At 68.4% G+C, this 25,415-nt stretch carries 21 protein-coding genes; 8 read left to right on the top strand and 13 right to left on the bottom strand.

What is annotated here, in order from left to right:
* Positions 1 to 109 precede the first annotated feature (109 nt).
* Complete coding sequence (locus H0264_RS00630) at positions 110 to 1,594, top strand: TerD family protein (protein ID WP_181582146.1); 1,485 nt, start codon at positions 110 to 112, stop codon at positions 1,592 to 1,594.
* A 136-nt stretch (positions 1,595 to 1,730) separates the two neighbouring features.
* Here H0264_RS00630 and H0264_RS00625 read toward each other — a convergent pair whose 3' ends face one another.
* The 3 genes from H0264_RS00625 to H0264_RS00615 form a co-directional block, all read right to left on the bottom strand.
* Positions 1,731 to 3,347 (bottom strand): glycosyltransferase family 87 protein, encoded by a 1,617-nt coding sequence (locus tag H0264_RS00625; RefSeq protein ID WP_181585191.1) that lies wholly within the window; start codon positions 3,345 to 3,347, stop codon positions 1,731 to 1,733.
* A 144-nt stretch (positions 3,348 to 3,491) separates the two neighbouring features.
* Positions 3,492 to 5,699: a transglycosylase domain-containing protein gene (locus tag H0264_RS00620; protein ID WP_244976320.1), complete on the bottom strand. Its 2,208-nt coding sequence runs from the start codon at positions 5,697 to 5,699 to the stop codon at positions 3,492 to 3,494.
* A 724-nt stretch (positions 5,700 to 6,423) separates the two neighbouring features.
* The gene (locus H0264_RS00615) at positions 6,424 to 6,837 is read right to left on the bottom strand and encodes a DUF5318 domain-containing protein (RefSeq protein WP_181582144.1); all 414 of its coding nucleotides are present in this window, start codon (positions 6,835 to 6,837) and stop codon (positions 6,424 to 6,426) included.
* A 162-nt stretch (positions 6,838 to 6,999) separates the two neighbouring features.
* Here H0264_RS00615 and H0264_RS00610 point away from each other — a divergent pair, with 162 nt between their 5' ends.
* Both H0264_RS00610 and H0264_RS00605 read left to right on the top strand, forming a co-directional pair.
* Positions 7,000 to 7,557: a PadR family transcriptional regulator gene (locus H0264_RS00610; RefSeq protein ID WP_181582143.1), complete on the top strand. Its 558-nt coding sequence runs from the start codon at positions 7,000 to 7,002 to the stop codon at positions 7,555 to 7,557.
* Positions 7,550 to 8,647: an inositol-3-phosphate synthase gene (locus H0264_RS00605; protein ID WP_181582142.1), complete on the top strand. Its 1,098-nt coding sequence runs from the start codon at positions 7,550 to 7,552 to the stop codon at positions 8,645 to 8,647. Before H0264_RS00610 ends, H0264_RS00605 begins: the two co-directional genes overlap by 8 nt.
* Before the next feature lie 165 nt (positions 8,648 to 8,812).
* Here the strand turns inward: H0264_RS00605 and H0264_RS00600 are convergent, their stop codons facing one another.
* The 6 genes from H0264_RS00600 to H0264_RS00575 all read right to left on the bottom strand — a co-directional run bounded on the left by H0264_RS00600 (position 8,813) and on the right by H0264_RS00575 (position 15,432).
* Positions 8,813 to 9,238 carry a GyrI-like domain-containing protein gene (locus tag H0264_RS00600; protein WP_181582141.1) on the bottom strand — a complete coding sequence of 142 codons (426 nt, stop codon included), beginning with the start codon at positions 9,236 to 9,238 and terminating at the stop codon, positions 8,813 to 8,815.
* Positions 9,239 to 9,246: 8 nt separating this feature from the next.
* Positions 9,247 to 9,849: a GyrI-like domain-containing protein gene (locus tag H0264_RS00595; RefSeq protein WP_231083734.1), complete on the bottom strand. Its 603-nt coding sequence runs from the start codon at positions 9,847 to 9,849 to the stop codon at positions 9,247 to 9,249.
* A gap of 20 nt (positions 9,850 to 9,869) precedes the next feature.
* On the bottom strand, positions 9,870 to 12,074 hold the full coding sequence (locus H0264_RS00590) for a transglycosylase domain-containing protein (protein ID WP_181582140.1): 2,205 nt from the start codon (positions 12,072 to 12,074) through the stop codon (positions 9,870 to 9,872).
* Between the two features lie 155 nt (positions 12,075 to 12,229).
* A complete protein-coding gene (locus H0264_RS00585) occupies positions 12,230 to 13,063 on the bottom strand; it encodes a carbohydrate ABC transporter permease (RefSeq protein WP_181582139.1) in 834 nt (277 codons plus the stop codon).
* On the bottom strand, positions 13,063 to 14,037 hold the full coding sequence (locus H0264_RS00580; RefSeq protein WP_181585189.1) for a carbohydrate ABC transporter permease: 975 nt from the start codon (positions 14,035 to 14,037) through the stop codon (positions 13,063 to 13,065). Before H0264_RS00580 ends, H0264_RS00585 begins: the two co-directional genes overlap by 1 nt.
* A 90-nt stretch (positions 14,038 to 14,127) precedes the next feature.
* Positions 14,128 to 15,432: an ABC transporter substrate-binding protein gene (locus H0264_RS00575; protein WP_181582138.1), complete on the bottom strand. Its 1,305-nt coding sequence runs from the start codon at positions 15,430 to 15,432 to the stop codon at positions 14,128 to 14,130.
* Between the two features lie 148 nt (positions 15,433 to 15,580).
* On the opposite strand from H0264_RS00575, the gene H0264_RS00570 reads away from it, so the two are divergent.
* Together H0264_RS00570 and H0264_RS00565 are read left to right on the top strand one after the other, a co-directional pair.
* Complete coding sequence (locus H0264_RS00570; protein WP_231083731.1) at positions 15,581 to 16,417, top strand: DUF2786 domain-containing protein; 837 nt, start codon at positions 15,581 to 15,583, stop codon at positions 16,415 to 16,417.
* A complete protein-coding gene (locus H0264_RS00565; protein WP_181582137.1) occupies positions 16,407 to 16,913 on the top strand; it encodes a TIGR04338 family metallohydrolase in 507 nt (168 codons plus the stop codon). Before H0264_RS00570 ends, H0264_RS00565 begins: the two co-directional genes overlap by 11 nt.
* A gap of 4 nt (positions 16,914 to 16,917) precedes the next feature.
* Here the strand turns inward: H0264_RS00565 and H0264_RS00560 are convergent, their stop codons facing one another.
* Positions 16,918 to 17,901, bottom strand: a complete 984-nt coding sequence (locus tag H0264_RS00560; protein ID WP_244976076.1) for an o-succinylbenzoate synthase — start codon at positions 17,899 to 17,901, stop codon at positions 16,918 to 16,920.
* 1,456 nt (positions 17,902 to 19,357) lie between these two features.
* Between H0264_RS00560 and H0264_RS00555 the strand changes: the two genes are divergently transcribed.
* Together H0264_RS00555 and H0264_RS00550 are read left to right on the top strand one after the other, a co-directional pair.
* Positions 19,358 to 19,864 (top strand): hypothetical protein, encoded by a 507-nt coding sequence (locus H0264_RS00555; protein ID WP_181582135.1) that lies wholly within the window; start codon positions 19,358 to 19,360, stop codon positions 19,862 to 19,864.
* A gap of 43 nt (positions 19,865 to 19,907) precedes the next feature.
* Positions 19,908 to 20,273: a hypothetical protein gene (locus H0264_RS00550; protein WP_181582134.1), complete on the top strand. Its 366-nt coding sequence runs from the start codon at positions 19,908 to 19,910 to the stop codon at positions 20,271 to 20,273.
* Positions 20,274 to 20,278: 5 nt separating this feature from the next.
* On the opposite strand, the gene H0264_RS00545 is transcribed toward H0264_RS00550, so the two are convergent.
* Entirely contained in the window at positions 20,279 to 21,448 is a 1,170-nt protein-coding gene (locus H0264_RS00545) for a thiolase family protein (protein ID WP_181582133.1), read from the bottom strand.
* 86 nt (positions 21,449 to 21,534) lie between these two features.
* On the opposite strand from H0264_RS00545, the gene H0264_RS00540 reads away from it, so the two are divergent.
* Entirely contained in the window at positions 21,535 to 22,050 is a 516-nt protein-coding gene (locus H0264_RS00540; protein WP_181582132.1) for a winged helix-turn-helix transcriptional regulator, read from the top strand.
* Positions 22,051 to 22,081: 31 nt separating this feature from the next.
* Here H0264_RS00540 and H0264_RS00535 read toward each other — a convergent pair whose 3' ends face one another.
* Both H0264_RS00535 and H0264_RS00530 read right to left on the bottom strand, forming a co-directional pair.
* On the bottom strand, positions 22,082 to 23,179 hold the full coding sequence (locus tag H0264_RS00535) for an ABC transporter ATP-binding protein (protein ID WP_181582131.1): 1,098 nt from the start codon (positions 23,177 to 23,179) through the stop codon (positions 22,082 to 22,084).
* A 73-nt stretch (positions 23,180 to 23,252) separates the two neighbouring features.
* Positions 23,253 to 25,316: a heavy metal translocating P-type ATPase gene (locus tag H0264_RS00530; RefSeq protein WP_181582130.1), complete on the bottom strand. Its 2,064-nt coding sequence runs from the start codon at positions 25,314 to 25,316 to the stop codon at positions 23,253 to 23,255.
* Between the last annotated feature and the right edge of the window lie 99 nt (positions 25,317 to 25,415).

The raw sequence follows: 25,415 nt of genomic DNA, 5'->3' as shown, positions 1-25,415 counted from the left end.
CCTTGCACTCGAACTTTGCCGCCACCCTAACCGATGCGGCCGCCCGCTGGTGTCGTTGTTTTCTCGTAGAGTGGGCCACGACAACATCGGCGAGAGTGAAGGGTCAGCCTTGTCCACAGCACTGGTGAAGGGCCAGAACGGCCCTCTCGACGTGAACGACGTGGTGATCAGCGTGGAGATCGCCGCTCCCGCCGACCTTTCCGCGCTCCTGGTGACCGAGAACGGCAAGGTGCGCTCGGACGCCGACTTCGTCTTCTTCAATCAGCCCAGCGGGCCCGGGGTGCATCTGCAGCCCTCGCCCGGACAGCCCGCCGCACTGGTGGTCTCGCTGCCGGGGGTGCCGGCCGATATCGCGCAGATTCGCGCGGTCATCACCCTCGACGATCCGGGCAACAACTTCGGCCGGATCCCCGCACCCACCGCCCGCATCGCGGACGGCAGCGGCAATGTGCTGTTCGAGTACCGGGTCGAGGGGCTCAGCAGCGAATCCATCGTCATCGCACTGGAGTTGTACCGGCGGCAGGGCAGCTGGAAGGTGCGCGCGGTCGGCCAGGGCTACGCGGGCGGATTCGCGGCACTGGTCACCGATCACGGCGTCTCGGTGAACGAATCCCCGCAGCCCGCCGCGCAGCAGCCCGCACCGCCGCAGCCGGCCGCACCGGCGGGGGGCTACCCGCCGCCGCCCGGTGGCCAGGGTGCCTACCCGCCGCCGAATCAGCCTGGCGGACAGGGTTATCCGCCCGCCGGGGGACCGGGGTACCCGCCGCCCGCGCCGGGCTACGGCCAGCCCGGCCCCGGCGACCAGTACGCGCCGACCGGTGGTTATCCGCCGCCGCCCACCGGGCAATACGGGCCGGGTGGTGGGTATCCGCCGCCGAATCAGCCCGGCGGACAGGGCTATCCGCCGCCGCCCGGCGGCCAGTACCCGCCGCAGGCCGGTTACCCGCCTGCCGGGGGACCGGGCTACGGGCAGCCCGCGCCCGCCGGGGATCGTGACCTGCCGGCCGGTGGCCAGACCGTCAGCCTGGTGAAGGGGCAGCGCGTCAACCTCCGCAAGGAGGGCGGCGGCTCGCTCACCTACGTGAAGATGGGTCTCGGCTGGGATCCGGTCAAGCGCGGCGGGATGTTCGGAAACCGGGCCGTGGACATCGATCTGGATGCGTCGGTGGCGCTGTTCGCCGATATGAGTCCGGTCGACGTCGTCTACTACGGCGCGCTCTCCTCCAAGGACGGCTCGGTGCGCCATCAGGGCGACAACCTGACCGGTGAGGGCGCGGGCGACGACGAGGTCATTCTCGTCGACCTCACCCGGGTGCCCTCGCACGTCACCACCCTGCTGTTCATGGTGACCTCCTACAAGGGCCATACCTTCCAGCAGGTCGCGAATGCGTTCTGCCGCTTGGTCGATGGCACCAGCAATGCCGAGCTGGCCCGCTACACCCTCGACGGCGGCACGCCCACCACGGCCATGGCCATGGCCAAGCTCTCGCGCGACGGCGCGGGGGGCGTCTGGAAGATGGAGGCCATCGGCGAAGGCTTCCAGGCCAAGCATCCGGGTGAGGCGCTACCGCAGCTCGGCCGCTTCGTCTCCTGACCGCCCTCGTCATCCCGGCATGACCGCTCGTCATCCCGGCATGCTTTTGGCCGGGATCCACACTGTCATGGCGTCCGCGTCGACAGTATGGATCCCGGCCAAAAACGCGCCGGGATGACGAAAGGTTTTCTGCCGCTCAGGTTGCGGCGGCCACCGCGCGGGGGCGCAGTGCCGGTGGGAGCCACGGGATTTCGGGATCGGGGGCGTGGTTCAGCACGCCGCCGGACGGATCGTCCTGGCCGTCGCGGCGCACCACGTCCTCGGCGGGCCGGTAGATCTGCCGGATCACCAGGACGCACAGTGCGATTACCGCGATATCGCGGAGAGCCACTGTGCCCGTGAACCATTCCTCCGGCAGGCCCTTGCGGTCGGTGCCGAGGTAGTAGTACATGCGCGGCACCCACACCAGGGCGTCGATCGTCATCCACGCCAACAGGATTCGTCGCTGCGGCAGTGCGAGCACGGCCAGCGGCACCAGCCACAGCGAATACTGCGGGCTCCACACCTTGTTGGTGAGCAGGAAGGCCGCCACCACCAGAAAAGCCAACTGCGCCAGGCGTGGTCGGCGTGCGGCGGTCAGGCCGATCCAGCCGATTCCGGCGCAGGCGGCCAGGAACAGCAGCAGTGACACCAGGTTCAGAATCGACGGCGTCTCACCCGGGTTCAGCGGTCCGTCGAAGCCGCCCCATCCGGTGAACGAGGTGATCACGTTGTAGATCGAATCCGGGTCGGCGTGCCGTTCGGTATTGAGCCGGAAGAACTCCCACCACCCGTTCGGGTACAGGATGGCGATAGGCGCGTTCACCGCCAGCCAGGTCACCGCCGTCGCCGCGATGGTGTACCCGGCGCTGCGCAGAGTACTCCCAGGGGCTCCGCCCCCGGACCCCCGGAATCGGGGGCTCTGCCCCCGGCCCCCGTCACTGGGTGGGGGTTCCTGCCAGTGGGCGCGCAGACACAGGATGAGGATGGGGCCGAGCAGCAGCAGCGGATAGAGTTTCGCCGCCCCGCCCAGCCCGAGCAGCACGCCCGCCAGCACCGGGCGTCGCCGCGCCCACGCCAGCAGCCCTCCGGCGGCGAAAGCCGTTGCGAGAGCGTCGAAATTGGTGAAGGCGTGCACCGCCACCAGTGGCGACAGCGCGATCAGCGCCCCGTCCCAGATGCGGCGGCCCGCCAGCAGCGCCGACGCCCACACCGTCACCAGCCACGCCATGGCCAGTCCGATCGCCACCACATTGAAGTAGATGACGACCTCAAGCCCGCCGGGCAGCGGAGAAGCCTTCCACACCTTGGCGATTCCCATGGCCCCGTACTGGTAGAGCCCGGACAGCACCGGATACTCCATGTACCGCACCTGCGGCCGGCCGTCGCTGTCGAAGTCGGTCCACTGCTTCTTGTACGGGAAGGCGCCCTCGTTGAGGTGTTCGGCCCCGTACAGCGGCACGGTGTCGGAGTAGCACATGGCCACGTATTGCCGGCCGTTGTTCCAGTCCAGGCTCATGAGGCCGTCGGCGTCGCGGGTCTGCTGGATGCAGCCGGCCTTGCCGAACCAGCCGAAGGCCAGGAACAGCAGCGCGAACGCCATCATGACGCGCATGGGTGTCCAGAACCGCACCCGGCCGATCAGCGCGTGGTCACCGACGGGTCCGCCGACGAGCGTGCACAGCTGCGCGGTCAGGGTGTCGGTGCGGCTGGGTTCGTCGCGGTCGTCCAGCGACCGCTGATCCGCGGCGAGCGGTGCGGGCGAGACGTACAGGTCCGCGGAATCGTGTGGTTCACCCGAATCGCGTGCCGCACCAGCGTCTTCGGTCACCGATTCCCCTGTCCCCACCGTGGCACCGGCCGGCGCGCCCGCGGCGGCCGGCCGGTGTTCCAGTTCCTGCTCGATCACGGCAGAAGGCTACCGAGACCGCGGTGACCCGTTGCCGTTGCCATTCCCGTTCCCGGTGCCACCGCCGCTGTTGGCGGTGGTGGGCGCGGGTCGCGTGGTGGTCAGCGGTGACCCGTCGGACGGTGCGACCGGCTGGCCCGGCATGGGACCGGTGTTGCCGCCGCTGTCCTCGTCCTCGGTCTGCCGCTGCTGCTGATTCTGCGGCGCGAGACCGGGAACCGGGATGGTGATGCCCGGCAGGATCTCGACCTGGCTCTGCGTGATCACCGGCGGTGCGATGGTCGGCGCGGTGCTCGACGGCGCGGTGTACGGCGCGGACCAGGACGGCACGCCCGCCTGGCCGCCGATGGCGCCCGGCTTCGGGAAGGTCTCGTTCGGCGTGCCCTTCAGCGCGCCGTCCATGGTGGCCTTCCAGATGTCGGAGGGCAGGCCGGAACCGTAGATCAGGCCGCCGCCCGGGGTCAGGATCGGATCACCCTGCTCGGTGCCGATCCACACCGCGGTGGACAGCGACGGCGTGTACCCGACCATCCAGGCGTCACGGTTGTTGCCGGTGTCGCCGAGCTGATGGGTGCCGGTCTTGGACGCGGATTCGCGACCGTTGGCCAGATTGTGGTTGCGCGACCAGGCCGCGATGGGCTTCATGGCCGCGGTCACGTTGTCCGCCACCGCCGCCGACACGCGCTGTTCGCCGGCGACCTCGCCGCGGTCCAGCAGCACGCTGCCGTCGGAGGCCACGACCTTTTGCACGAAGTGCGGTGCGTGGTAGACGCCCGAGGCCGCCAGGGTGGCGTACGCGGAAGCCATGTCGAGCGGCCGCACCTGGTACTGGCCCAGCACGACACCGTTGTTGGGGCCGCTGCCGTCCGGCTCGGTGAGCGTCTTGCCCACGCCCGGAATCTCTTCCGGGATGCCGAGCTTGTGCGCCATGTCGGCGATCTTCTGCGGGCCGTTGCCCGGCATGTCGAGCATCATGCGGTAGAAGCTGGTGTTCAGCGAGCGCTTGAGCGCTTCGGCGATGGTGCAGTTACCGCACTGCTCGCCCTCCACGTTGGTGATCTTGATGCCGTTCACCGAGACCGGACCCGAGTCGTACAGCGTCGACAGCGGCTTGCCCAGCTCCAGGTTCTCGGCCAGGCCGAACACCTTGAACGAGGAACCCGCCGGCAGACCGGCATTGGCGAAGTCGAAGCCCGAACCGTCGTTGCCGCCGTAGTAGGCGCGCACCGCGCCGGACTTCGGATCGACGGAAACCACTGCCGTGCGCAGGTTCTCGCGCTCGCCGTCCATGTACTTGGCCACCGCGTCGACCGCGGCCTGCTGCGCGGTGGGATCGATGGTGGTGGTGATGGACAGACCCTCGGTGTTGAGCTGGCGTTCGGAGATGCCCGCCGCCGTCAGTTCCTTGAGCACCTGCCGCTTGATCAGGCCCTCGGGACCGTTGTCGGTGGTGTTCTCGCCCGCGGCGTCCGCGGCCGGAATCACCTGCGGGAACTGCATACTCGCCTTGTCCTGCGCGGACAGGTTGCCCATGTCGACCATGCCGCCGAGCACGTAGTTCCAGCGGTCCTTGGCGCCCGTCGGGTTCTTCTCCGGGTCCAGGTTGGACGGCTGCTGGATGACCGCCGCGAGCACCGCGCCCTCGGCGACGTTCAGCTCGCCGACCGGCTTGCCGAAGTAGGCCTTGGACGCGGCGTCGATGCCGTACGCGCCACGACCGAAGTAGATGGTGTTCAGGTAGGCGGTGAGGATGTCGTCCTTGGACCACTGCCGCGCCATCTTCGCCGAGATCACCAGCTCCTTGAGCTTGCGGTTGAGCGAGTGCTCGTTACCGACCATGGCGTTCTTGACGTACTGCTGCGTAATGGTCGAACCACCACCGGCGTCCTCGACGCCGCGCACATTGCGCCACAGCGCGCGGATGAAGCCGCTGATCGAGAAGCCCGGGTTGGTGTAGAAGGACCGGTCCTCGGCCGCGATGACCGCGTTGCGCACCTGCGGCGGAATCTGATCGATGGTCACATCGGTCCGATTGCCTTCCGGCGGAATGATTTTCGACAGCACGGTGGTGCCGTCGGCGGCGTAGATGTATGCCACCTGGTTGGTCTTCAGGTCGCCCGGCTTGGGCACGGTGGCCGTCGAGTAGGCGATCAGGAATACGGTGCTCGGCGCGATGATGAACAGCGCCAGCGTGATGTAGCAGACCCGCCGGATGATCTTCCACGGCGAGGTCTTCTTCTTGCCGCCCGGCCCGCGGCCGGAACCACCCGACCCGCCGGACCCGCCACCGGGCCGACGCGGCGGCGGACCCGCCGGAGCGTCGCCCTGCGGCCGCCGGGACGCCGGCTGCGCGCCCGACGGCGGGCGGGTGCGGTCGTCGGCCGGGCGCGGCCGGGTCGCGGTGCCCGCGCGGCGGCCGGATTCGGCGGCGCGCTGGGCGCGATCGGAGGTGGCGGCCCGTTGGATGTGCTCCGGAACCGCCTGTCGCCCACCGGTATTCGCGGCCGGATGGGGTAGCTTGCGGGTGCCGCCGGGGCCTACGCCCCCGGGCTGACCGCCCTGCGGCGCGGGCCGGCGCGGTGCGTCACCGGCGCGTCCGCCCTGAGGTAGGGGAGTGCGGCCGGGCTGCGGGCCGCGTGGCGGCAGCCCGCCGGGGCCGTTCTGCGCCGGGCCGCGCCGTGGCGCGCCGCCGGGAACGGGTCCTGGGCCACCGGGCTGTCGTGCGCCGGGCGGCGGGCCTGCCGGTCGAGGCGGCGGGTAGCCGCCGGGGCCGGATTGCGAACCGCCACGGGGGCGGCCGCCGCGCGGTCCGTCGTCATAGGGCGAATTCACAGCCTGGCTCTCCAATAACTACTCGAAATACGGTCCTGATGGCTCGACGCGGTCACGTTCACCGCTGCGGGCACGCACGCGCCCGCGGATCAGCAGTCTGCGTGGCCTTTCACTCGGCGGCGGAACGCCGGGTCCCGGTGCGGCGGCGTCCCGTCGGCGCGGGCGCGTGGCCCAGCACGTAGGACTGCACCAGGTGATTCCAACTGCAGGTCCGGCACACCTCCACGACGTGAACCGAGAACTCTTCGCGAGCCTCGGCCATCCGAAGCAACTCCTCGGGTGTGCGGGCGGAGCCGGCGGCGGGCCCCAGCCCGTCGCCGAAGACCCAGGATACGAGGGTCAACTGCTCTTTCCTGCAGATCGGGCATGTGACCTCGCTCCCGCGGCCGTGAAATTTGGCCGCACGCAACAGGTAGGGATTCGCATCGCACACCTCGGCGACCGCCACCCGGCCCGCATAGACGTCGGCCAGCAGCGACCGGCGCCGGAGCGCATAGTCCACTACCTGCCGCTGTATTCGCACGCGACCCAGAGTACTTGCGGGGGTACGACCCTTGCACTCCCCGGATGAACTCTCAGGGTTCCCACGGGGGTCGAAATGTAGCGCGTTTATATCGCGGCGATATAGTTTGGAGCTGCATCCATCGGTTAGGTCTGTAGAGAACAGTCAGGGAGGTGAGGCCCGGTGCTCGAGTTGGCAATCCTCGGGCTGCTCCTCGAATCTCCGATGCACGGATATGAACTGCGCAAACGCCTCACCGGCCTGCTCGGTCCGTTCCGTGCCTTCTCCTATGGGTCGCTGTATCCGACCCTGCGGCGCATGCAGGCCGACGGCCTCATCGCCGAGGAAGCACCGCTGGGTCTGGCCACGCGCCGGGCGCGGCGGGTCTACAACCTCACAGACACCGGCCGGGAGCGGTTCAACGAATTGCTCGCGGATACCGGACCTCAGAACTACACCGACGACGGCTTCGGCGTTCATCTCGCCTTCTTCAGCCGCACCCCCGCGGAAGCGCGGATGCGAATCCTGGAGGGCAGGCGGCGACAGGTCGAGGAGCGCCGAGAAGGACTGCGGGAGGCGATCAAACGAGCCAGCGGGCAGCTGGATCGCTACACCCGCCAGCTCCATCAACTCGGTCTCGAATCAAGCGAGCGCGAAGTGCGCTGGCTCAACGAGTTGATTGCTGCGGAGCAATCGACGAAGGCGGCACCACAGAAAGAGGGAAATATCGGCCATGAGTGACATCAACACCGAAGTACGGGTGGCCATTGTCGGCGTTGGCAACTGCGCTTCTTCCCTGGTCCAGGGCGTGCAGTACTACAAGGACGCCGACGCTGACTCGACCGTGCCGGGTCTCATGCACGTCAAGTTCGGTCCCTACCACGTCCGCGACGTGAAGTTCGTCGCCGCGTTCGACGTCGACGCCAAGAAGGTCGGCTTCGACCTGGCCGACGCGATCTTCGCCAGCGAGAACAACACCATCAAGATCTCCGACGTGCCGCCGTCGGGCATCTCCGTGCAGCGCGGTCCGACGCTGGACGGCATCGGCAAGTACTACGCGCAGACCATCGAGCTGTCGGATGCCGAGCCGGTCGACGTCGTGCAGGCGCTCAAGGATGCCAAGGTCGATGTCCTCGTGTCCTACCTGCCGGTGGGTTCGGAGGAGGCCGACAAGTTCTACGCGCAGTGCGCCATCGACGCGGGCGTGGCCTTCGTCAACGCGCTGCCGGTGTTCATCGCCTCGGATCCGGTGTGGGCCAAGAAGTTCACCGATGCCGGTGTGCCGATCGTCGGCGACGACATCAAGTCGCAGGTCGGCGCGACCATCACGCACCGCGTCATGGCCAAGCTGTTCGAGGACCGCGGTGTCACGCTGGACCGCACCTACCAGCTGAACGTCGGCGGCAACATGGACTTCAAGAACATGCTCGAGCGTGATCGCCTGGAGTCCAAGAAGGTGTCCAAGACCCAGGCCGTGACCTCCAACCTCGAGGGTCCGCTGGCGGGCAAGGTGCACGACCGCAATGTGCACATCGGCCCGTCGGACTACGTCGAGTGGCTCGACGACCGCAAGTGGGCCTACGTCCGCCTCGAGGGTCGCGCCTTCGGTGACGTGCCGCTGAACCTGGAGTACAAGCTCGAGGTGTGGGACTCGCCGAACTCGGCCGGCATCATCATCGACGCCGTGCGCGCCGCGAAGATCGCCAAGGACCGCGGCATCGGCGGACCCGTCATCCCGGCCTCGGCCTACCTGATGAAGTCCCCGCCGAAGCAGATCGCCGACGATATCGCCCGCGCCCAGCTCGAGGCGTTCATCATCGACGCGGAGTAATTCGGCGCATGGATGAGGGAAGCCCGGCCGGGGATGCTCCGGCCGGGCTTTCGCATTGTGGGAGGCTCCATTTCGTCATTCCGGCGTGCTTGTGGCCGGAATGACGAAACCTGTTGGGGCACTGCGGGTGTGGATCCCGGCCAAAAACGTGCCGGGATGACGGGGTCAGTCGAGCGAGACGTAGACCTCGACCGAGGTGGGCCCGGTGTAGCGCTCGATCTCCGCGGTGTGGCTGCGCGTGATGGTGCCCGCGTTCTCCGCCTTGGCGACCTTGGCCCACGCGGTGCGCAGCAGGTCGTAAGGCTTGTCGGAGACAACGAATTTCGCGTAGCGGCCCGCCGGGATGCGGGTGAGCACGTCACCGTAGTCCAGATCGTCGAGGCTCTTCAGCTCGTAGCCGAGCACCGCGACCGCGTGATCGTTCTGCCCGATGTAGGCCGCCACCCGCTCGACCTTCTTCTCCCGTGCCAGGTAGCGGTCCCAGGTGAAGTTGACCAGGTCCAGGTCACGGGCGGTGACCTCGCGCCCGGCCAGCGGGATGGTCAGCCCGCCGACCAGGAACGGATCCATGGTGATGATTTCGAAGTCCACTTCTGCCCCTACCCCTCCGCGCTCGTATCCAGCGCGACGTAAACCTCCACGGTCCGGGAATCCGGGTACCGCTCGAAATCCCCGGTGTAGGCGCGCTGCAGCGTGCCCGATGCTTCCAGATCCCACACCGTGCGCCAGATGGAGGCGATGGTGTCGCCCAGATTGTCGCCGCTGCGGGTGAACAGGGCGAACTTGCCGGCCGGTATGCGGGCCAGGACATCGCCGGCCACGAGGTCGTCCAGGCTGCGGCAGCGGTACCCGACGATGTGGGTCAGGTACGAGCCGATCTCCGGCGCGTGATCCACATAGGCGGTCGCGGGCGGTCCGGGAAGCGTGCGCGAGAGGTTGCGCTTCCAGGCTTCCTCGACCTTCACACGGCGCGGTCCCTCGACCGCGAGTGCCGGGCTGCGTAGCACCGTTCCGGCCACCAGCGTCTCGTGGCGTTCAACGACATGGAAATCCACCGGCGTCGCCCCTAAGTCTCGTGCTGTCTCCGACCCCACCCTGCTCTCACCCGCATCCTGCCACCGTTGCCCGGAGTCGCTGGCATCGGTGGCGGATTCCACAATATCCACAGCCGGGCTCGGATGGGTCGGGTAGTGCTGATTCATGATCAACAGCTGCCTTCCGGCTAACCCGGAACCGGTATGGACAGGCCGGGGAAGATCTCGACCTGCTTGGGCTCCGGTGCGGGCGGAATCACCACGACGGGATCCTGCTGCGCGCCGTTTCCGGGATTGAGAATGTCCCAATTGCCGTCGGCGGGCGGCGCTCCGGCAATCGGTGCGGGACTCGGAAACTGTTCCACCGGAGTGCCTTCCAGCGCGCCGTCCATGGTGGCCTTCCAGATGTCGGCGGGCAGCATCGATCCGTAGATCGAGGAACCGCGCGCGGTCCGAATCGGCTGGGACTGTTCGGTTCCCACCCAGACGGCGGTGGACAGCGAAGGCGTGAAGCCGACCATCCAGGCGTCCTTGTTGCTGTCGGTGTCGTTGAGCTGTGTGGTGCCGGTCTTGGCCGCGGACGGCCGGTTCCCGGCCAGGGCGTGGCCGTTGGAGTAGGCGGCGATGGGCTGCATGGCCGAGGTGACGGTATCGGCGACAGTGGACTGGATGCGCTGTTCGCCGCGGCCCGGTTCACCGCGGTCCAGCAGCACCCGGCCGTCGCCGGTCACGACCTTCTGCACGAAATAGGGTTCGTGGTACACGCCGGAGGCGGCGAGGGTGGCGTAGGCCGAGGCCATGTCGATGGGGCGCACGGAGTACGCGCCGAGCACGATGGCGGGCAGCGGCGGCCCGCCCTCCTCGGTGAGCGTCTTGCCCACGCCCGGAATCGATTCCGGGATGCCGGCCTGGTGCGCCGCGTTGGCGATGGCCTTGGGGCCTTCGAACAGGGCCTGGCTGAGCCGGTAGAAGCTGGTGTTGAGCGAGCGCTTGAACGCCTCGGACAGCGGGCAGGTGCCGCAGGTCTCGCCGCCCACGTTCTGGATCTTCTCGCCATTGACGGTGATGGGACCGCTGTCGATCTTGTAGGACAGCGAGATGCCCTGCTGCAGGGCCGCCAGCACCGCGAAAGTCTTGAAGGCCGAACCGGTTTGCAGCGGGGCCTGCGCGAAGTCGAAGCCGATGCCGTCGGGGCCGCCGTAGTAGGCGCGCACCGCGCCCGAGCGCGGATCGATGGACACCACCGCGGTGCGCAGTTCGGTCGGCTGGCCGTCGAGGTTGTCGCCGACGGCGTCGAGGGCGGCCTGCTGGGCGCGGGTGTCGATGGTTGTGAAGATCTGCAGCGCACCGGTGTTCAACTCGTGCTCGCTGATGCCGGAGGTGCGCAGTTCGCGCAGCACCTGGGCGCGGATCAGGCCCTCCGGGCCGCGCGGGGCGGTATCGGCGACCTCGGTGACCGGCACGATGGTGGGGAACTGGGTGGCGGCGCGCTCGGAGCGGTTCAGCACGCCCATTTCGATCATGCCGTCGAGTACGTAGTGCCAGCGGCTCTGCAGGGCGTCCAGGTGGGTTTCCGGGTCGAGGATGGACGGGGTGCGCACCACGGCGGCCAGCACCGCGCCCTCGGCGAGGGTCAGTTCCGGAACGGATTTCGCGAAGTACGCGCGCGCGGCGGCCGAGATGCCGTACGCGCCACGGCCGTAGTAGATGGTGTTGAAGTAGGCCTCGAGGATCTCGTCCTTGCTCCACTGGCGCGCCATCTTGGCGGAGATGATGAGTTCGCGCATCTTGCGGCTCATGGTGCGCTCGGAGGTGAGGAAGGCGTTCTTCACATACTGCTGGGTAATGGTGGAGCCGCCGCCGGCGTCCTCCTTGCCCATCAGGTTGTCGCGGGCGGCGCGGACGAAGGCCGAGGTGGAGTAGCCGGGGTTGGTGTAGAAGTTGCGGTCCTCGGCGGAGAGCATGGCCAGGCGCACCGGTTCGGGCACGTCGGTGAGCGGGACGGGGACGCGATTGCCCTCCGGGGGAACGACTTTCGCGATGACGTTCTGGCCGTCCGCGGTGAGGATGGTGGCGATCTGGTTGGTCTGCACCGCATTCGGGTCCGGGATCTCGGCGCTCCAGTACGCGAGGCCGACGAGCAGCGCGGGGATCACGGCGAAAATCACGAACAGCATGGTGAACACCCGTAAGACCCGTCGCCCCCGGGAGGCGCGCGGCCGCCGCGAACCCTCCTGCCGCTTGGACGTTTTGGGCGGTTTCTGACGTCGCCGGGGCCTGCTGTGCGAAGGCTGCCGCCGGGAGTTCGCGGCCGCGAGCTCGTTCCACCCGGCCATCGTGGCGTACGGAGCCGGTTCGCCACGCTGCCGTTTTCGGGAAGAGCTCACGAGCATCTCCTTCCGGAGCGTTCGAAAAAGCCTTGCGTACGGGGGAATGCCGCGGCCCGAAATGCGGCGTGGCCCATGCTAATGGACGCATGGGCCACGACGAGACAATTGACAGCCGTGCTTTCGGCTACAGCGAGGCCGGGAGCACGGCCCCCGTATTCCTAACTCTTCACGCCACCGGCGGTGAGACCGGAAATGATCCGCCGCTGGAACAGCAGCACCATGATCACCAGCGGAATCGTCACGATGGTGCCCGCCGCCATGATCGCGGCATACGGCTGCACCAGCGGATTGTTGCCGGAGAATCGCGCGACGGCCACGGTCACGGGTTCGGTCTTGTCACTGGAAAGCAGTCGCGCCAGCAGATATTCGTTCACCGAGGCGATGAAAGCCAGGATGGCCGTGGTGAATACGGCCGGCGCCGCCAAAGGCAGCATGATCAGCCGGAACGCCTGGAATCGCGACGCACCGTCGATGCGCGCGGCTTCCTCCAGCTCCCACGGCAGTTCGGTGAAGAACGACGCCAGGATGTACACCGTCATGGGCAGCACGAACGAAATATTCGGGATGATCATGGCCTGGTATTCGCCGATCCACCCGAGATTGGTGAACAGCTGGAACAGCGGAGTCACCAGCACGACCACGGGGAACATGGACGCGCTGAGGATCAGCCCGGACACCACGTACTTGCCCTTGAAGGTGAGCCGCGCCAGCGCGTACGCCGCCATGACGCCGATGAGCAGCGCCGCCAGCGTGGTGAACGTGCCGATGATGACGCTGTTGATCAGCGCCTTCCCGAAGTCGTTGCCGCGGCTGGTGTCGAAGGCATTGGTGAAGTTCTCGAAGGTGACGTGGGTGAACCACGGCGTGTTCTCGAACTGGTAGTCGGGATCGCGGAAGGCGGTCACGACCATCCAGTAGAACGGCCCGAGTCCCCAGATCAGCACGATCAGCGCGCCCAGGTAGACGCGCCCGCTGGCGAGCTTTCTCATCATCAGTGCGCCTCCCGCTGTTCTTCCTGGGTGCGAACCGCATTGGCGCCCAGCACCTTCACCAGCAGGAAGGCCACGGCGAAGATGAGCAGGAAGGTGAGCACCGACAGCGCCGAGGCGCTGTTGGGTCCCTGGCGCACCTGATCCACCACCAGCATGGAGATGGTGCGGGTGTTCGGGTTCGACTGCGTCATGATCGCGGGCAGGTCGTACATGCGCAGCGCGTCCATGGTGCGGAACAGGACCGCCACCAGCAGTGCGGGTTTCAGCAGCGGCATGGTGATGTGCCAGAACCGCTGCCAGGCGGACGCGCCGTCCACGCGCGCGGCCTCGTACACGTCCTCCGGAATCACCTGCAGCCCGGCCAGGATGAGCAGCGCCATGAACGGCGTGGTCTTCCAGACGTCGGCGGCGATGACGGCGAAACGGGCGGGCCATTCGTCGGCGGTCCACAGGATGTGGGTGCCGAAGATGCGGTTCACGACGCCGTCGTACTGGAACATGAACTCCCACAGCCGCGCTGTCACGGCGGTGGGGATGGCCCACGGGATGAGCACGGCGGCGCGCAGCAGGGCGCGGCCCTTGAAGGTCTTGCCCATGATCACGGCCATGCCGAGGCCGATGGTGGCCTCGAGCGCGACGGTGATCACGGTGAAGAACAGCGTGACCCCGATGGCCAGCCAGAACTGCGAACCGAGATTGCCGGTCGGGCAGCTGACGGTCTCGCCGAGCGAGTTCGTGCACTGCTGCAGCAGCCAGTGCTTGAAGTTGTCGAAACCGGCGCTGCCGCCCTCGACGAACATGCCGGTGGCGGGGTCGAGTCCGGCGTCCTTCTGGAAGGACATGTACAGCGCCCGGCCGACCGGATAGCCGATCACCACGGCCAGTGCGACCAGCACGGGGGTGACGAACAGCCAGCCCTTGGCCGTGTCGCTCAGTGCGGCACGGCCTTTGGGTCGGGCGGACTGCGGTTTCATGTCGGTCAGGTCGGGCGGCGCGAACTCGGTCGCTCCCGAAGGACGTGACACCGTTTCTCTCTCCTACGGGATGGGCGGTCGGGCCGTCGGCTAGCGAGATCCGGCGGTTTCGATGCCCTTCTGCATCCCGACGATGGCGTCGTCGACGGACTTCGTGCCGGTCAACGCAGCATAGGCGTTGTCGGTCACGGCCTTCGACACCGCGTCGTAGAACGGGGTGACCGGTCGCGGCACCGCGGAGGCGATGGATTCCTTGAGCGCGGGCAGGTACGGCATCTTGGCGATCAGCGCCGGGTCGTCGTACACGGACGCGCGAACCGACGGCAACGCGCCGGTGGCGATGATGTGCTGGGCGTCCTCGCTGATCAGGAAGCGCAGGAAGTCCAGCGCGGTGGCCTTGTTCTTGGAGTACGCGCTGATGGCGGCGTTGTAGCCACCCAGGGTCGAGGCGCCGATGCCGTCCTTGCCGGGCAGCGGGGCGACCGCGAAACGGTCCTTGACCGCCGAGGCGTCGGATCCGGCGTCACCGAAGGACGACGGCCAGCCGCGCATGAACATGAGCTTGCCGGTCACGAACGCGTTCTGCGACTCCGGCTCCTTGAAGGAGATGGCTTCCTTCGGGATGTCGCCGTTCTTGTAGGCGTCCACCAGGGTCGCGAGGCCGGCGCGCGACTGCGCCGAGTCCACGGTCGGGGTCTTGCCGTCGGGGCCGACGAAGCTGCCGCCGAAGGCGTTGATGACCTCGGCGGTGTTCACGGTCAGACCCTCGTAGGGCGCGAACTGGCCCGCGTAGCAGCCGATTCCGGCTTCCTTGGCCTTCGGGCACTGGGCCAGCAGTTCGGTCCAGGTCTTCGGGGCCTCGGTGACCAGGTCCTTGCGGTAGTACAGCAGGCCGCCGTTGGTGTTGCGCGGTGCGGCGTAGAGGGTGCCGTTGTACTTGGCGGATTCCACCGGCGGGGACAGCAGGGTGCCGGTGTCCAGCGCGAAGGAGTCCTTCAGCGGCTGGATCCAGCCGCTGGCGGCGAACTCGGCGGTCCACGGCACGTCCATGGCGAACACGTCGTAGTCGGCCGACTTGGCCTTCAGGTGCTGCTTGAGGTCGTCGTACTGCTGGGAGGCGTCGTTCGACTGCTCCTTGAACGTGACCTTCTCGTCCGGGTGCGCGGCGTTCCAACGCTCGATGAGCTGCTTGACCGCACCGGTTTCGGTGGTGTCCTTGCCCTCGACGTAGGTGATCGGCCCGCGCCCGGTCAGGTTCTGCGAAATGGCATTGCTGCCACTGTCACTGGAACAGGCGGTCGCGAACGTCGCGGTCAGCAGCGCCACGGAGGCGGCCGCGAAGGCCGCTCGCGGCACCAGCGACGATCGTAGGGACGACACCTTCTTCAAAGCCATCGCGGAAACTCCAGGGTCGAGACGTGAGCGGCGGCACACTCAGCCGTTTGCACACAGGAAGATACATGGTGGATGTTCCTCGCGCCCCAACTACCTCGCTCGTTGCAGCTGAGCGCGGTGATCTTCGTTGTGGTTACCCTGGTTCTCGATGTCTTCTCAGGACAAGATGCTGACCCGCATCGGGGGACTGCTGCGGCAGGCGGAGTCGACCGACAACGAGCACGAAGCCGAGGCGTTCCTGGCGGCCGCCCAACGGCTGGCCACGCGATCCTCCGTCGACCTGGCGGTGGCGCGCTCGCACATCGCCAATCGCGAGAAACGCCCGACCCCGGTGCAGCGGGTCATCCCCATCGGCGAGCCCGGCAAGAAGGGCCTGCGCACCTACGTGCAACTGTTCGTGGCCATAGCCCACGCGAATGACGTCCGCTGTGACGTCGCCCGCACCTCGACCACGGTGTACGCCTACGGTTTCGACACCGACATCGACACCTGCGAGGCGCTGTACGCCAGCCTGCTGGTGCAGATGGTGCGCGCGTCGGATCAGTACATCAAGTCCGGGTCGTACAAGACCGCGACCACCCCGAAACTGGTGACCGAAACCCGCTGGGGCCGAAAGGTGCAGCGCAAGGTTCAAGCGCCTGTCGCCGCGGTGACCGCCCGCCTGAATTTCCAGATGGCCTTCGCGTCCCGCATCGGCGCCCGCCTCTCGGAAGTGAAGGCCGACGTGGAGGCCGAGGCCGTGCGCGCCGATCCCGCCGAAAAAGCCTCCGCCGGTACCGCTCTGGCCCTCCGCAACAAAGAACTCGAACTCACCGACTTCTACAAATCCACCTCGGAGGCGCGCGGCACCTGGCGCGGGCCGCAGGCTTCCGCCGGTTACTCGGCGGCCGCGCGCCGCGCCGGTGATCGCGCGGGTCGCGCCGCCCGTCTCGGCACCGCACCTGAATTGGGTGCCGCGCGAGCAAAATTGACCGATGGTTCGTGATTCGCAGCGCTCGCGTGTTTATGACGCGGAAGGTCTCGTGCGCGGAATGTTCGAGCGCGCCGACGAATTCGGTGCGCGAACAGTCGAGCTGCACGGCTCACAGCTGACGCTGCCGATAGAACGGCGTTTCGCCTCGGTGGATTCCATTCAGGACTACGTGAATCGAGTGCTTGCGCTGAATTGGGTCCGGGCCCGCTGGGAGCGGGCCGCCACGCCGATCACCGTGCGCTCCCGCGCGGGAACGAAAGCCGCGCATTACGAATGCGAGGGTGCGGTTCTGGCGGTCCCGCTGCACGCGCGCGGAACCGCCTGGGCTTTACGAGAATTGGTGGTCCTGCACGAGATCGCCCATCACCTGGACCCGAATCCCGGCGACTCCGCGGCGCACGGTCCGGAATTCTGCGACCGCTATCTGGAATTGCTGGACGGCGTGGTCGGACCCGAAGCCGCACTTCTCATGCGCACCACCATGTTCGATTGCGGCGTCCGGATCTGAGCGTTCAGTCCAGCAGTTTCCGGACGCGGTCGAGGCGCTGCCGCCACCATTCGGTGCGCTCCGGATCCGGATGCAGGTATCGGGCGAGGAGTTCCGGGTCGGGTTCCGGTGGGGTTTGCGGAACCGGCAGCCAGCCGTCGACGGGGCGGAGGGAATCGGTCACCACGTCGGCGGTGAAGAGCGAGAGGGTGCCCAGCCCGCAGGCGTAATCCAGGTCGGGAAGGGTTGCGGCGAGGGCGATCTGGGCGGCGAGGCCCACACTGGTTTCCAGGGCCGAGGAGACGACGCAGGGGAGGGCGGCGGCCTCGGCCACCTGGAGGGCGCGGCGTACGCCGCCGAGCGGGGTGCATTTCAGGATGGCGATGTCGGCCGCGCCCGCGACGGCGACGCGCATCGGATCCGCTGCGCGCCTGATGGATTCGTCGGCGGCGATGGGGACGTCCACTCGTCGGCGCACGGCGGCCAGCTCTTCGATGGTGCGGCAGGGTTGTTCGACGTACTGCAATCCGCCTGCGGCGCGGTCGATCTGCTCGATCCGATCGACGGCGGTGTCCACATCCCAGACCGCATTGGCGTCGATGCGCACCGCGCCGTCCGGGCCGAGCGCGTCGCGCACCGCCGCGACACGCTCCAGGTCTGCACCGAGGGAGTCCGGATGATCGGCGACCTTCACCTTGGCGGTGCGGCAACTCGAGGCGGCGACTATCTCGCGCGCTCGCTCCGGCCCCACGGCGGGCACGATGCAGTTCACCGGGATTCGATCCCGCACCGGCCGCGGCCACCCGATCGTGGCCTGTTCGACGGCGGTCGCCAGCCAGCCCGCCGCCTCCCGATCGTCGTACTCGGGAAACGGGCAGAACTCGCCCCAGCCTGCGGGTCCGGGGATCAGCATCCCCTCCCGCACGGTGATTCCACGGAACCGCGTCCGCAGTGGAATGGCGTACACGACCGCGCCCGCGAAGTCCGGCGTATCCACGCGCTCACTCACATCGGAGACCCTACTCACCGTGCCCGCGCGGGAATCGGAGTGGCATTGGATCTCCCACCCGGAGAGAATTCGGAGAAAGCATCGATCGACCCGGGGAGCCAGCGCCATGAATTCGCCAGATCAGCCTGGACGCCGCGCCCCGGAATCCGGTCCGCCCCCGGAACCGGCGCGCCCGCCGACGCCGGGCGGCATGACACAGACGTGGAACATGGTGCCGCCCAATGGCCCCGACGAGGCCGGGCGAACCACTGGACAGGGGGAGCCACCAATGCCGCCGAAGGATCGAGAGCAGTCGAATCCCGCGCAGGGATCGGGACATTCGGGACCTCCGGGCCGTCCGCCGGGATCGAGCGGACCTGCCCCGCAGGACAATCCGCCCGGCAACGCCGGGCAAGCGCGCGACCGCGACCGCCAGGCACCGGCCCGAGATGCCTCGGGCGCGCAGCCCGGACCGGTCGGTTCGCAACCGCGAAACCCTCTCCCACCACCAGGTTTCACGCCCCCCGCCCAGCCGCAGGGCGCGGGCCCGCTGCCACCGCACCCCCCGGCCGGGCCGGGCCAAGCGCCCGCACCGGGCGGTCCCACCGGCCCGCGCGGCCCTGCCCCGGCCGGGCCGGGTGGTTTCGGGCAACCCGGCGTGGGCGGACCCAGCCAGCCCTCGGCTCCGGGCGGACCGGGTCAGTCGCGCAATCCAGGTCAGCCGCCGCGCGCGGGAGAAGCGCCGTCGCCATTCGGTCAGGCCGGACCCGGCCGGCCATTCGAACCGGGCGGGCCGGGACCACGACGAGAGCCGGGCGCGGAGGGACCGGGGCCGGTCCGGGATCCGGCCGGTGCGGCGCAGTCGCGGAATCCGCTGCCACCGACCGGTTCCGGCGGTGCGGGGCCGCAGCACGGATCGAGTGGACCCGCGCAGTCGTTCGGCCCCGGCGGTGCGGGCCGGCCATCTGCTCCAGGGGGACCCGCGCGACCGTTCGGATCGGGTGGTCCTGGGCGCGGTCCCGACGATCAGCCCTCCGGACCGAACCATCCGGTTCCGGGGCGAGCACCTGGTCCGGGAGATCCGGCACCGCAGTATCGGCCCGGCGGCCAGGAGGGGGCGCGCAATCCTGACGCACCCACTTCAACAGCGGGCCAGGGATTTCCGGCGCAGCCCGCCTCGGCCGGCGCACCCGGCCAGTCGAATCGGCAGGGCGGCGCCGGGCGCTCGCAGTGGCCGGGGGACGCGGGATCGCCGGGGGCGGGGCGGCGGGAGCCGGCGGCTCCGGCGCAGCCGTCGGGCCGGGGTGTCCCGGCACCGCCGTATCGGCCGGGAAGCACTGGGCAGGAGCATGATTCGGGGTTCTTCCCGCCCGCGTACGAGCAGCCGGGGCCGCGATCTGGCGAGTTTCCGATGCCGATGGGGCCTCGGTCGGGTGAGTTCGCTGTGCCCGCCGGGTCGTTCGGGCCGGATGGGTCGATGGAACCGTTCGGGGCGGAGAACCGCTCCAGCGCGGGGAGTTTCGGTGGGACGTCGGTTCTGACCGAGGACGATGTCGAGACCGCCAAGCGGCCGCTGTCGGTGCCGGAGGGCTCGGAGGCGGGCAGTGGCGTGGCCGTCGGTGCGGGGCCGTTGCGGAAGCGCAATGTGCTGATCGCGGTGGCGGTGTACGCCGCGGACGTGGTGGCGGCGTTCGTGCTCGGGTATCTGGTGCTGGGGAAGCTGTCGGGGCTGATTCACAATCGGTGTACGGCGAAGCGGGATTTCTCGGTGCAGTGCGATGTGATCCGGCCGCCCACGTCGGGCTTGCTCGGGTTGTTGATCGCTGGTGGCGGAATCTCTTTGGCGTTGGTGGCCGCTTTGGTGCTGGCCTCGGTGGCGGCGGTGACGCGACGAAATGCCTGGTTGTGGACGGCTGTGGCGTTTCCGGTGATCGTGGTGGCGGGGCTGGCCGGGTACTTCCTGGTGAATGGGGCGGTGAGCTGAAAGGGTTGCGGGACAAGGGATAGCACCGACCGGTCGGTGGTGAATGGCCGCGGTCGTTACGGGGCATTCCGGAGACATGGTGGAGTGGTGGCGTCCGCCTGGACGCTCGCTGGATCTCGTCGTCGCCACGGTGATCTACGTGCTGGCGTGCGGCGCGGCCTGGTTCGCGGCCCTGCTCGTGCCCGAATACGGTGCGCTCGTGGCCGATACGGGCCGGGACCGGTACCTGCCGCTCGCGTACGCCGTGGGCTGGTTCGGGATCATCGCCACGCTCATGCTGGTGCCGCTGTGGACGCTGCATGCCATTCGGCTGGGTCAGCGGGCGTGGCCCACAGCCCTGCTGGCGTTTCCGATGCTGGCGTTCTCGTGGCTGGCCGGGCTACTGGTCGCGATGGTGGCGGTCTCTTAGCACTGTTACAGCCGCTCGTAGATGGTGGCGTTGGCGAGACCGCCTGCCTCGCACATGGTTTGCAGCGCGTAGCGCCCGCCGGTTTCCTGTAGTGCGTGGACGAGGGTGGTGGCCAGCCGTGCGCCGGAGGCGCCGAGGGGGTGGCCCAGGGCGATGGCTCCGCCGTGCACATTGACCTTGCCGAGGTCGGCCCCGGTGTCGTGGGCCCAGGCCAGCACGACCGAGGAGAACGCCTCGTTCACTTCGAAGAGGTCGATATCGGATAGCTGAAGTCCGGCGCGCTGCAATACTTTCCGGGTCGCCGGGATGACGGCGGTCAGCATGAGCAGCGGGTCGTCGCCCGCGACGGCGAAGCTGTGCACCCGGGCGAGCGGGCGCAATCCCAGTTCGGCGGCGCGTTCACTGGTCATGATGAGCACCGCGGAGCTGCCGTCGTTGATCTGGCTGGCATTGGCGGCGGTGATGTTCCAGCCGATCTCCGGGAACCGCGCCGCCATCTCCTCGCTGAAGTACGCGGGCCGCAATCCGCCGAGCGTTTCCAGTGTGCTGCCGACGCGGATGCCCTCGTCGAGGCTCACCCCTGCGATGGGCGCGATCTGGGCTTCGAACGACCCGTTCTTCGTTGCGCGAGCGGCCTTTTCGTGGCTGGAAAGCGCGAATTCGTCCAGCTGCGTCCGGCTGAGCTGCCACCGTGCCGCGATGAGTTCCGCGCTGATGCCCTGCGGCACCAGCCCGTCCGGATACCGTTCGGCGAAGCCGAGCCCGCTCACGTCTTCGGCTCCGATCAGGTTGGTGCCCATGGGAACTCGGCTCATGGATTCCACTCCGGCGGCGACCACGATGTCGTAGGCCCCGGCGATGACGCCCTGGGCCGCGAAGTGGATGGCCTGCTGGCTGCTGCCGCACTGCCGGTCCACGGTGGTGGCGGGCACCGATTCCGGGTATCCGGCGGCGAGTGCGGCGCGCCGGGTGAGATTGCTGCCCTGTTCGCCGACGGCGGTGACCACGCCGCCGATCACGTCGTCGATGAGGATCGGGTCGATTCCGCTGCGCCGCACCACTTCTCGCAGGCTGTGGGCGAGCAGGTCGGCGGGGTGGATGCCGTGCAGGGCGCCGGTGGGCTTGCCCTTGCCGATGGGTGTGCGGACCGCTTCGACGATGACTGCGTCTCTCATGGCTGTGTCCTTCGAGGAGTTGCCTGGCTTCGTTGCTCTAAAGTCAGGGTATGCCCTGGCGATAGTAGAGGCAAGTCAGCGCATGTATGATGAGCGTCATGTCATTCGTGCTGGAAGGACCCCTCAGTGATCTGAGCAGCTGGAAGCCGGAGGGCTGCTCGATCGCCAAGGCCATGGACATCGTGGGCACCCGCTCGGCGATCCTCGTCCTGCGCGAGGCCTACTACGGCACCACCCGCTTCGACGGTTTCGCCGCGCGGGTGGGCGTCACCGATGCCGCCGCCTCCAGCGCCCTGCGCAAACTCACCGCGGCCGGTCTGTTGGAGAAGCGCCCCTACCAGGAGGAAGGCAAGCGCACCCGCAACGAGTACATCCTCACCGAGATGGGCCTGGACCTGATCCCCGTCGTGGTCGGCCTCTGGCAGTGGGGTGACAAATACCTCCAGGACGGCGTCGCACCCCTGGAACGCCTGGAGGATTCCACCGGCGAACCGGTCCGGGTGGAACTGCGCAGCGCCTCGGGCCGCGAGGTCCCCCCGGAGCACCTGCGCGTCCGCGTCAACGACGCGTGGCGGCGCAAACGAAAAGCCGCCGGGTCCTGAGGGACTCGACGGCTTACGCCACCACCGCGATTCAGTTGAGCCGGCGCCCGTCGGCGGGCGCGAAGAAGTAGATGTGCTCGGTGTCGGCGGTGAGCACCAACCGGCTGCCCTTGGCCGGCGGATTACGCCAATCCGCCCGCGCCACAATGCTTTCCTGGCTGTTCGCACCGAGCGCCCGCCCGTACACGTAGGCGTCGGAGCCGAGCTCCTCGACCACGTCCACCTCCATGGTGATGCCGGTCGGTTCCTTGCTCAGCCCGTTCGCGCCCCCGGTGATCTCGAAGTGCTCGGGCCGAATGCCCACCACCACGGTGCCATCGGTGGCGTCGGCGACCGTGCGCGGCAGCGCCAGCCGGTATCCGCCGAGTTCCACGGCCCCGTTCTCCACGGTCAGGGTGAACAGGTTCATGGCGGGCGACCCCATGAACCCGGCGACGAACAGGTTGGCCGGATTCCGATACAGATCTCGCGGCGAGGCGCACTGCTGCAGCAGCCCGTCCTTCAGCACGGCGACCCGGTCACCCATGGTCATGGCCTCGACCTGGTCGTGTGTGACGTACACGGTCGTGGTCCCCAACCGGCGCTGCAACTGCGCGATCTGGGTGCGCGTCTGCACCCGCAGCTTGGCGTCGAGGTTGGACAGCGGCTCGTCCATGAGGAACACCTGCGGCTGCCGCACGATCGCGCGCCCCATGGCGACACGCTGCCGCTGACCACCGGACAGCGCCTTGGGCTTGCGGCCCAGGTACTGCTCGAGGTCCAGCAGCTTGGCGGCTTCCAGCACGCGCTGTTCCCGCTCGGCCTTGGACACCTTCGCCATCTTCAGCGCGAATCCCATGTTCTCCGCCACGCTCATGTGCGGGTAGAGCGCATAGTTCTGGAAGACCATGGCGATATCGCGTTCCTTGGGTTCGGCGTGCGTGACGTCCTTGTCCCCGATGAGGATGCGCCCGGTGCTCACCTCCTCGAGCCCGGCGAGCATGCGCAGTGAGGTGGATTTGCCGCACCCCGAGGGTCCGACGAGGACCAGGAATTCGCCGTCCTCGATATCGAGGTTCAAGGCGTCGACGGCCGGGGTGGTGGCCCCGGGGTAGAGCCGGGTGGCGCTGTCGAAAGTGACCGTAGCCATGCTGAATACATCCCTTCACCGGCAGGAACGTGCCGGACGATCCGAGTAGAGGGTCGGCTCGATCCTAAGGGGATCAGCTGCCGGGGCGCGACTCGTGGTCGATGCCCGCATGTTCGGTGCCCCGCCGGAAACGCAGCAGGCGGAGGGCGTTGCAGACGACCAGGAGGGTGGAGCCCTCGTGGATGAAGACGGCCGGGCCGATGGGCAGGCCGATCAGGGTGGCGGGGACGAGACCGGCGACGATGATCAGGGCCACGGTCAGGTTCTGGCGGATGATGGCGGCGGTGCGGCGGCTGAGGGCGACCGCGAAGGGCAGGCGGCCGATGTCGTCGGTCATGAGGGCGACGTCGGCGGTTTCCAGCGCGACGGCGGAACCGCTTGCGCCCATGGCGATTCCGACCGAGGAGTTGACCATGGCGGGGGCGTCGTTGACGCCGTCGCCGACCATGGCGGTGCCGCCCTCGGCGCGCAGGCGGCCGATCATGTCGACCTTGTCCTCGGGGAGGAGGCCGCCGTGGGCGGCGTCCAGGCCGAGGCCGTCGGCCACCGCGTCGGCCACCCGCTGATTGTCGCCGGAGATGACTATGAGATCCGAGATGCCCAGGGCGCGTAGGTGATCCATGACGGCGGCGGCTTCCGCGCGTGGCGTGTCCATGACGCCGACGACGCCGAGGTAGACGCCGCCGCTGCGAACGATCATGGTGGTGCGTCCGGCGGCGTGCAGGCGGTCGACGGTGGTGAGGATGGCGGTGGGCAGGCCGTCGGGGTCGAGTTCGTAGTACATCGTGGTGTTGCCGATCTCGGTGGCGACACCGTTCACGAGCGCGGTGACGCCGCGGCCGGTCACCGAATTCACCTGGGTGGCAGTGAGTTCCGGCTCCGCAGGGACCAGTGGGGCGAGGTCGCGGGTGATGGCGGAGGCCAGCGGATGGTCGCTGAAGGATTCCACCGCGTACAGGGTGGCGACGAGCTGCTCGCGCAGTTCCGGCCGGGCGGGCTCGATATCGGTGACACGGGGCTGACCCCAGGTCAGCGTGCCGGTCTTGTCGAAGGCGATGGACTTCACCCGGCCGAGGGATTCCAGCGGCCCGCCGCCCTTGGCCAGGATGCCCGCCTGGGCGGCGCGGGCGACGCCGGCGAGCACCGCGCTGGGAGTGGCGATGGCGAGCGCGCAGGGGCTGGCGGCGACCAGCACCACCATGCCGCGGTAGAAGCTGTCGGTGAAGGGCTCGGTGAGAACCCAGGCGCCGAAGGCGATCACGGCCAGTACGCCGAGGATGACGGCGGGCACGTAGAACAGTTGGAAGCGGTCGATGAAGCGCTGGGTGGGGGATTTCTGGGTTTCCGCGTCGCGCACCATGGCGATCACGCGGGCGAGGGTGGAGTCGGACGCCCGGCTGGTGACCATGACCTCGAGGACGCCGGAGCCGTTGAGGGTGCCCGCGAAGACGCGCTGTGCTTCGGGGAGCGGCGTGTTGCTGGTCAGGGCCGCGCCCGGGTCGGGGGCGGGTTGTTTCTCGACGGGCATGCTCTCGCCGGTGACGGCGGATTCGTCGACGGCGCTCACGCCCGCGACCACGATGCCGTCGGCGCTGAGTCGCGAGTTCGGCCGCACCACAATGACGTCGCCGACCGTGAGAGCGTCGACGTCGATCTCCTCGACGGTGTCGGGTCCGCGCCGGATGAAGGCGGTGCGCGGGGCCAGTTCGGCGAGCGCCGAGATGGAGCGCTGGGCGCGGCTCATGGCGTATTCCTCGAGCGCGTGGCCGAGGCTGAACAGGAACAGCAGCACCGAGCCCTCGGCCCATTTGCCGACCGCCGCCGCGCCGACGGCCGCGACCAGCATGAGGAAGTCGACCTCGAAGCGTCCGCGGCGCACGGTGTGCACCGCGGTGCGCACGGTGAAGAAGCCGCCGAAGAAGTAGGTGGCGAGGAACAGGGTGGTCGCCAGCCAGGGCGGGCTGTCGAAGATGTAGCGGGCCAGCATGCCGCCCGCATAGGTGAGGCCGGAGGTGATGGCGAAGACCATCTCGGCGCGCGGGCCGAGCAGGCCGCCGTGTCCATGTCCGTGTCCGTCGTCCGCGCTGTGGCGGGTGGGGCCCGCGGTGCCGGGCCGAGCTTTCGCCGTTGTGCTCATGACCTCACCGTAGCATCAATACATGCGAATGTATGCATGAGTGATGCTGAGGGGAGGGCCGGAGTATTTCGCTAGGCGAACGGTTCCGGGTCTCGGTAG

Origin of the sequence: Nocardia huaxiensis, from assembly GCF_013744875.1 — a bacterium.
GTDB lineage: Bacteria > Actinomycetota > Actinomycetes > Mycobacteriales > Mycobacteriaceae > Nocardia > Nocardia huaxiensis.
This window is presented reverse-complemented; position numbering and strand designations above follow the sequence as displayed.

What these genes read in the sequence shown, in the direction of transcription:
- H0264_RS00605 (WP_181582142.1), top strand. Translation starts at nt 7,550, where the DNA reads ATGAGTGACATCAACACCGAAGTACGGGTGGCCATTGTCGGCGTTGGC.
- H0264_RS00595 (WP_231083734.1), bottom strand. Translation starts at nt 9,849, where the DNA reads ATGAATCAGCACTACCCGACCCATCCGAGCCCGGCTGTGGATATTGTG.
- H0264_RS00590 (WP_181582140.1), bottom strand. Translation starts at nt 12,074, where the DNA reads ATGCTCGTGAGCTCTTCCCGAAAACGGCAGCGTGGCGAACCGGCTCCG.
- H0264_RS00585 (WP_181582139.1), bottom strand. Translation starts at nt 13,063, where the DNA reads ATGATGAGAAAGCTCGCCAGCGGGCGCGTCTACCTGGGCGCGCTGATC.
- H0264_RS00580 (WP_181585189.1), bottom strand. Translation starts at nt 14,037, where the DNA reads ATGAAACCGCAGTCCGCCCGACCCAAAGGCCGTGCCGCACTGAGCGAC.
- H0264_RS00575 (WP_181582138.1), bottom strand. Translation starts at nt 15,432, where the DNA reads ATGGCTTTGAAGAAGGTGTCGTCCCTACGATCGTCGCTGGTGCCGCGA.
- H0264_RS00570 (WP_231083731.1), top strand. Translation starts at nt 15,581, where the DNA reads ATGTCTTCTCAGGACAAGATGCTGACCCGCATCGGGGGACTGCTGCGG.
- H0264_RS00565 (WP_181582137.1), top strand. Translation starts at nt 16,407, where the DNA reads ATGGTTCGTGATTCGCAGCGCTCGCGTGTTTATGACGCGGAAGGTCTC.
- H0264_RS00555 (WP_181582135.1), top strand. Translation starts at nt 19,358, where the DNA reads ATGGAACCGTTCGGGGCGGAGAACCGCTCCAGCGCGGGGAGTTTCGGT.
- H0264_RS00550 (WP_181582134.1), top strand. Translation starts at nt 19,908, where the DNA reads ATGGCCGCGGTCGTTACGGGGCATTCCGGAGACATGGTGGAGTGGTGG.
- H0264_RS00545 (WP_181582133.1), bottom strand. Translation starts at nt 21,448, where the DNA reads ATGAGAGACGCAGTCATCGTCGAAGCGGTCCGCACACCCATCGGCAAG.
- H0264_RS00540 (WP_181582132.1), top strand. Translation starts at nt 21,535, where the DNA reads ATGATGAGCGTCATGTCATTCGTGCTGGAAGGACCCCTCAGTGATCTG.
- H0264_RS00535 (WP_181582131.1), bottom strand. Translation starts at nt 23,179, where the DNA reads ATGGCTACGGTCACTTTCGACAGCGCCACCCGGCTCTACCCCGGGGCC.
- H0264_RS00530 (WP_181582130.1), bottom strand. Translation starts at nt 25,316, where the DNA reads ATGAGCACAACGGCGAAAGCTCGGCCCGGCACCGCGGGCCCCACCCGC.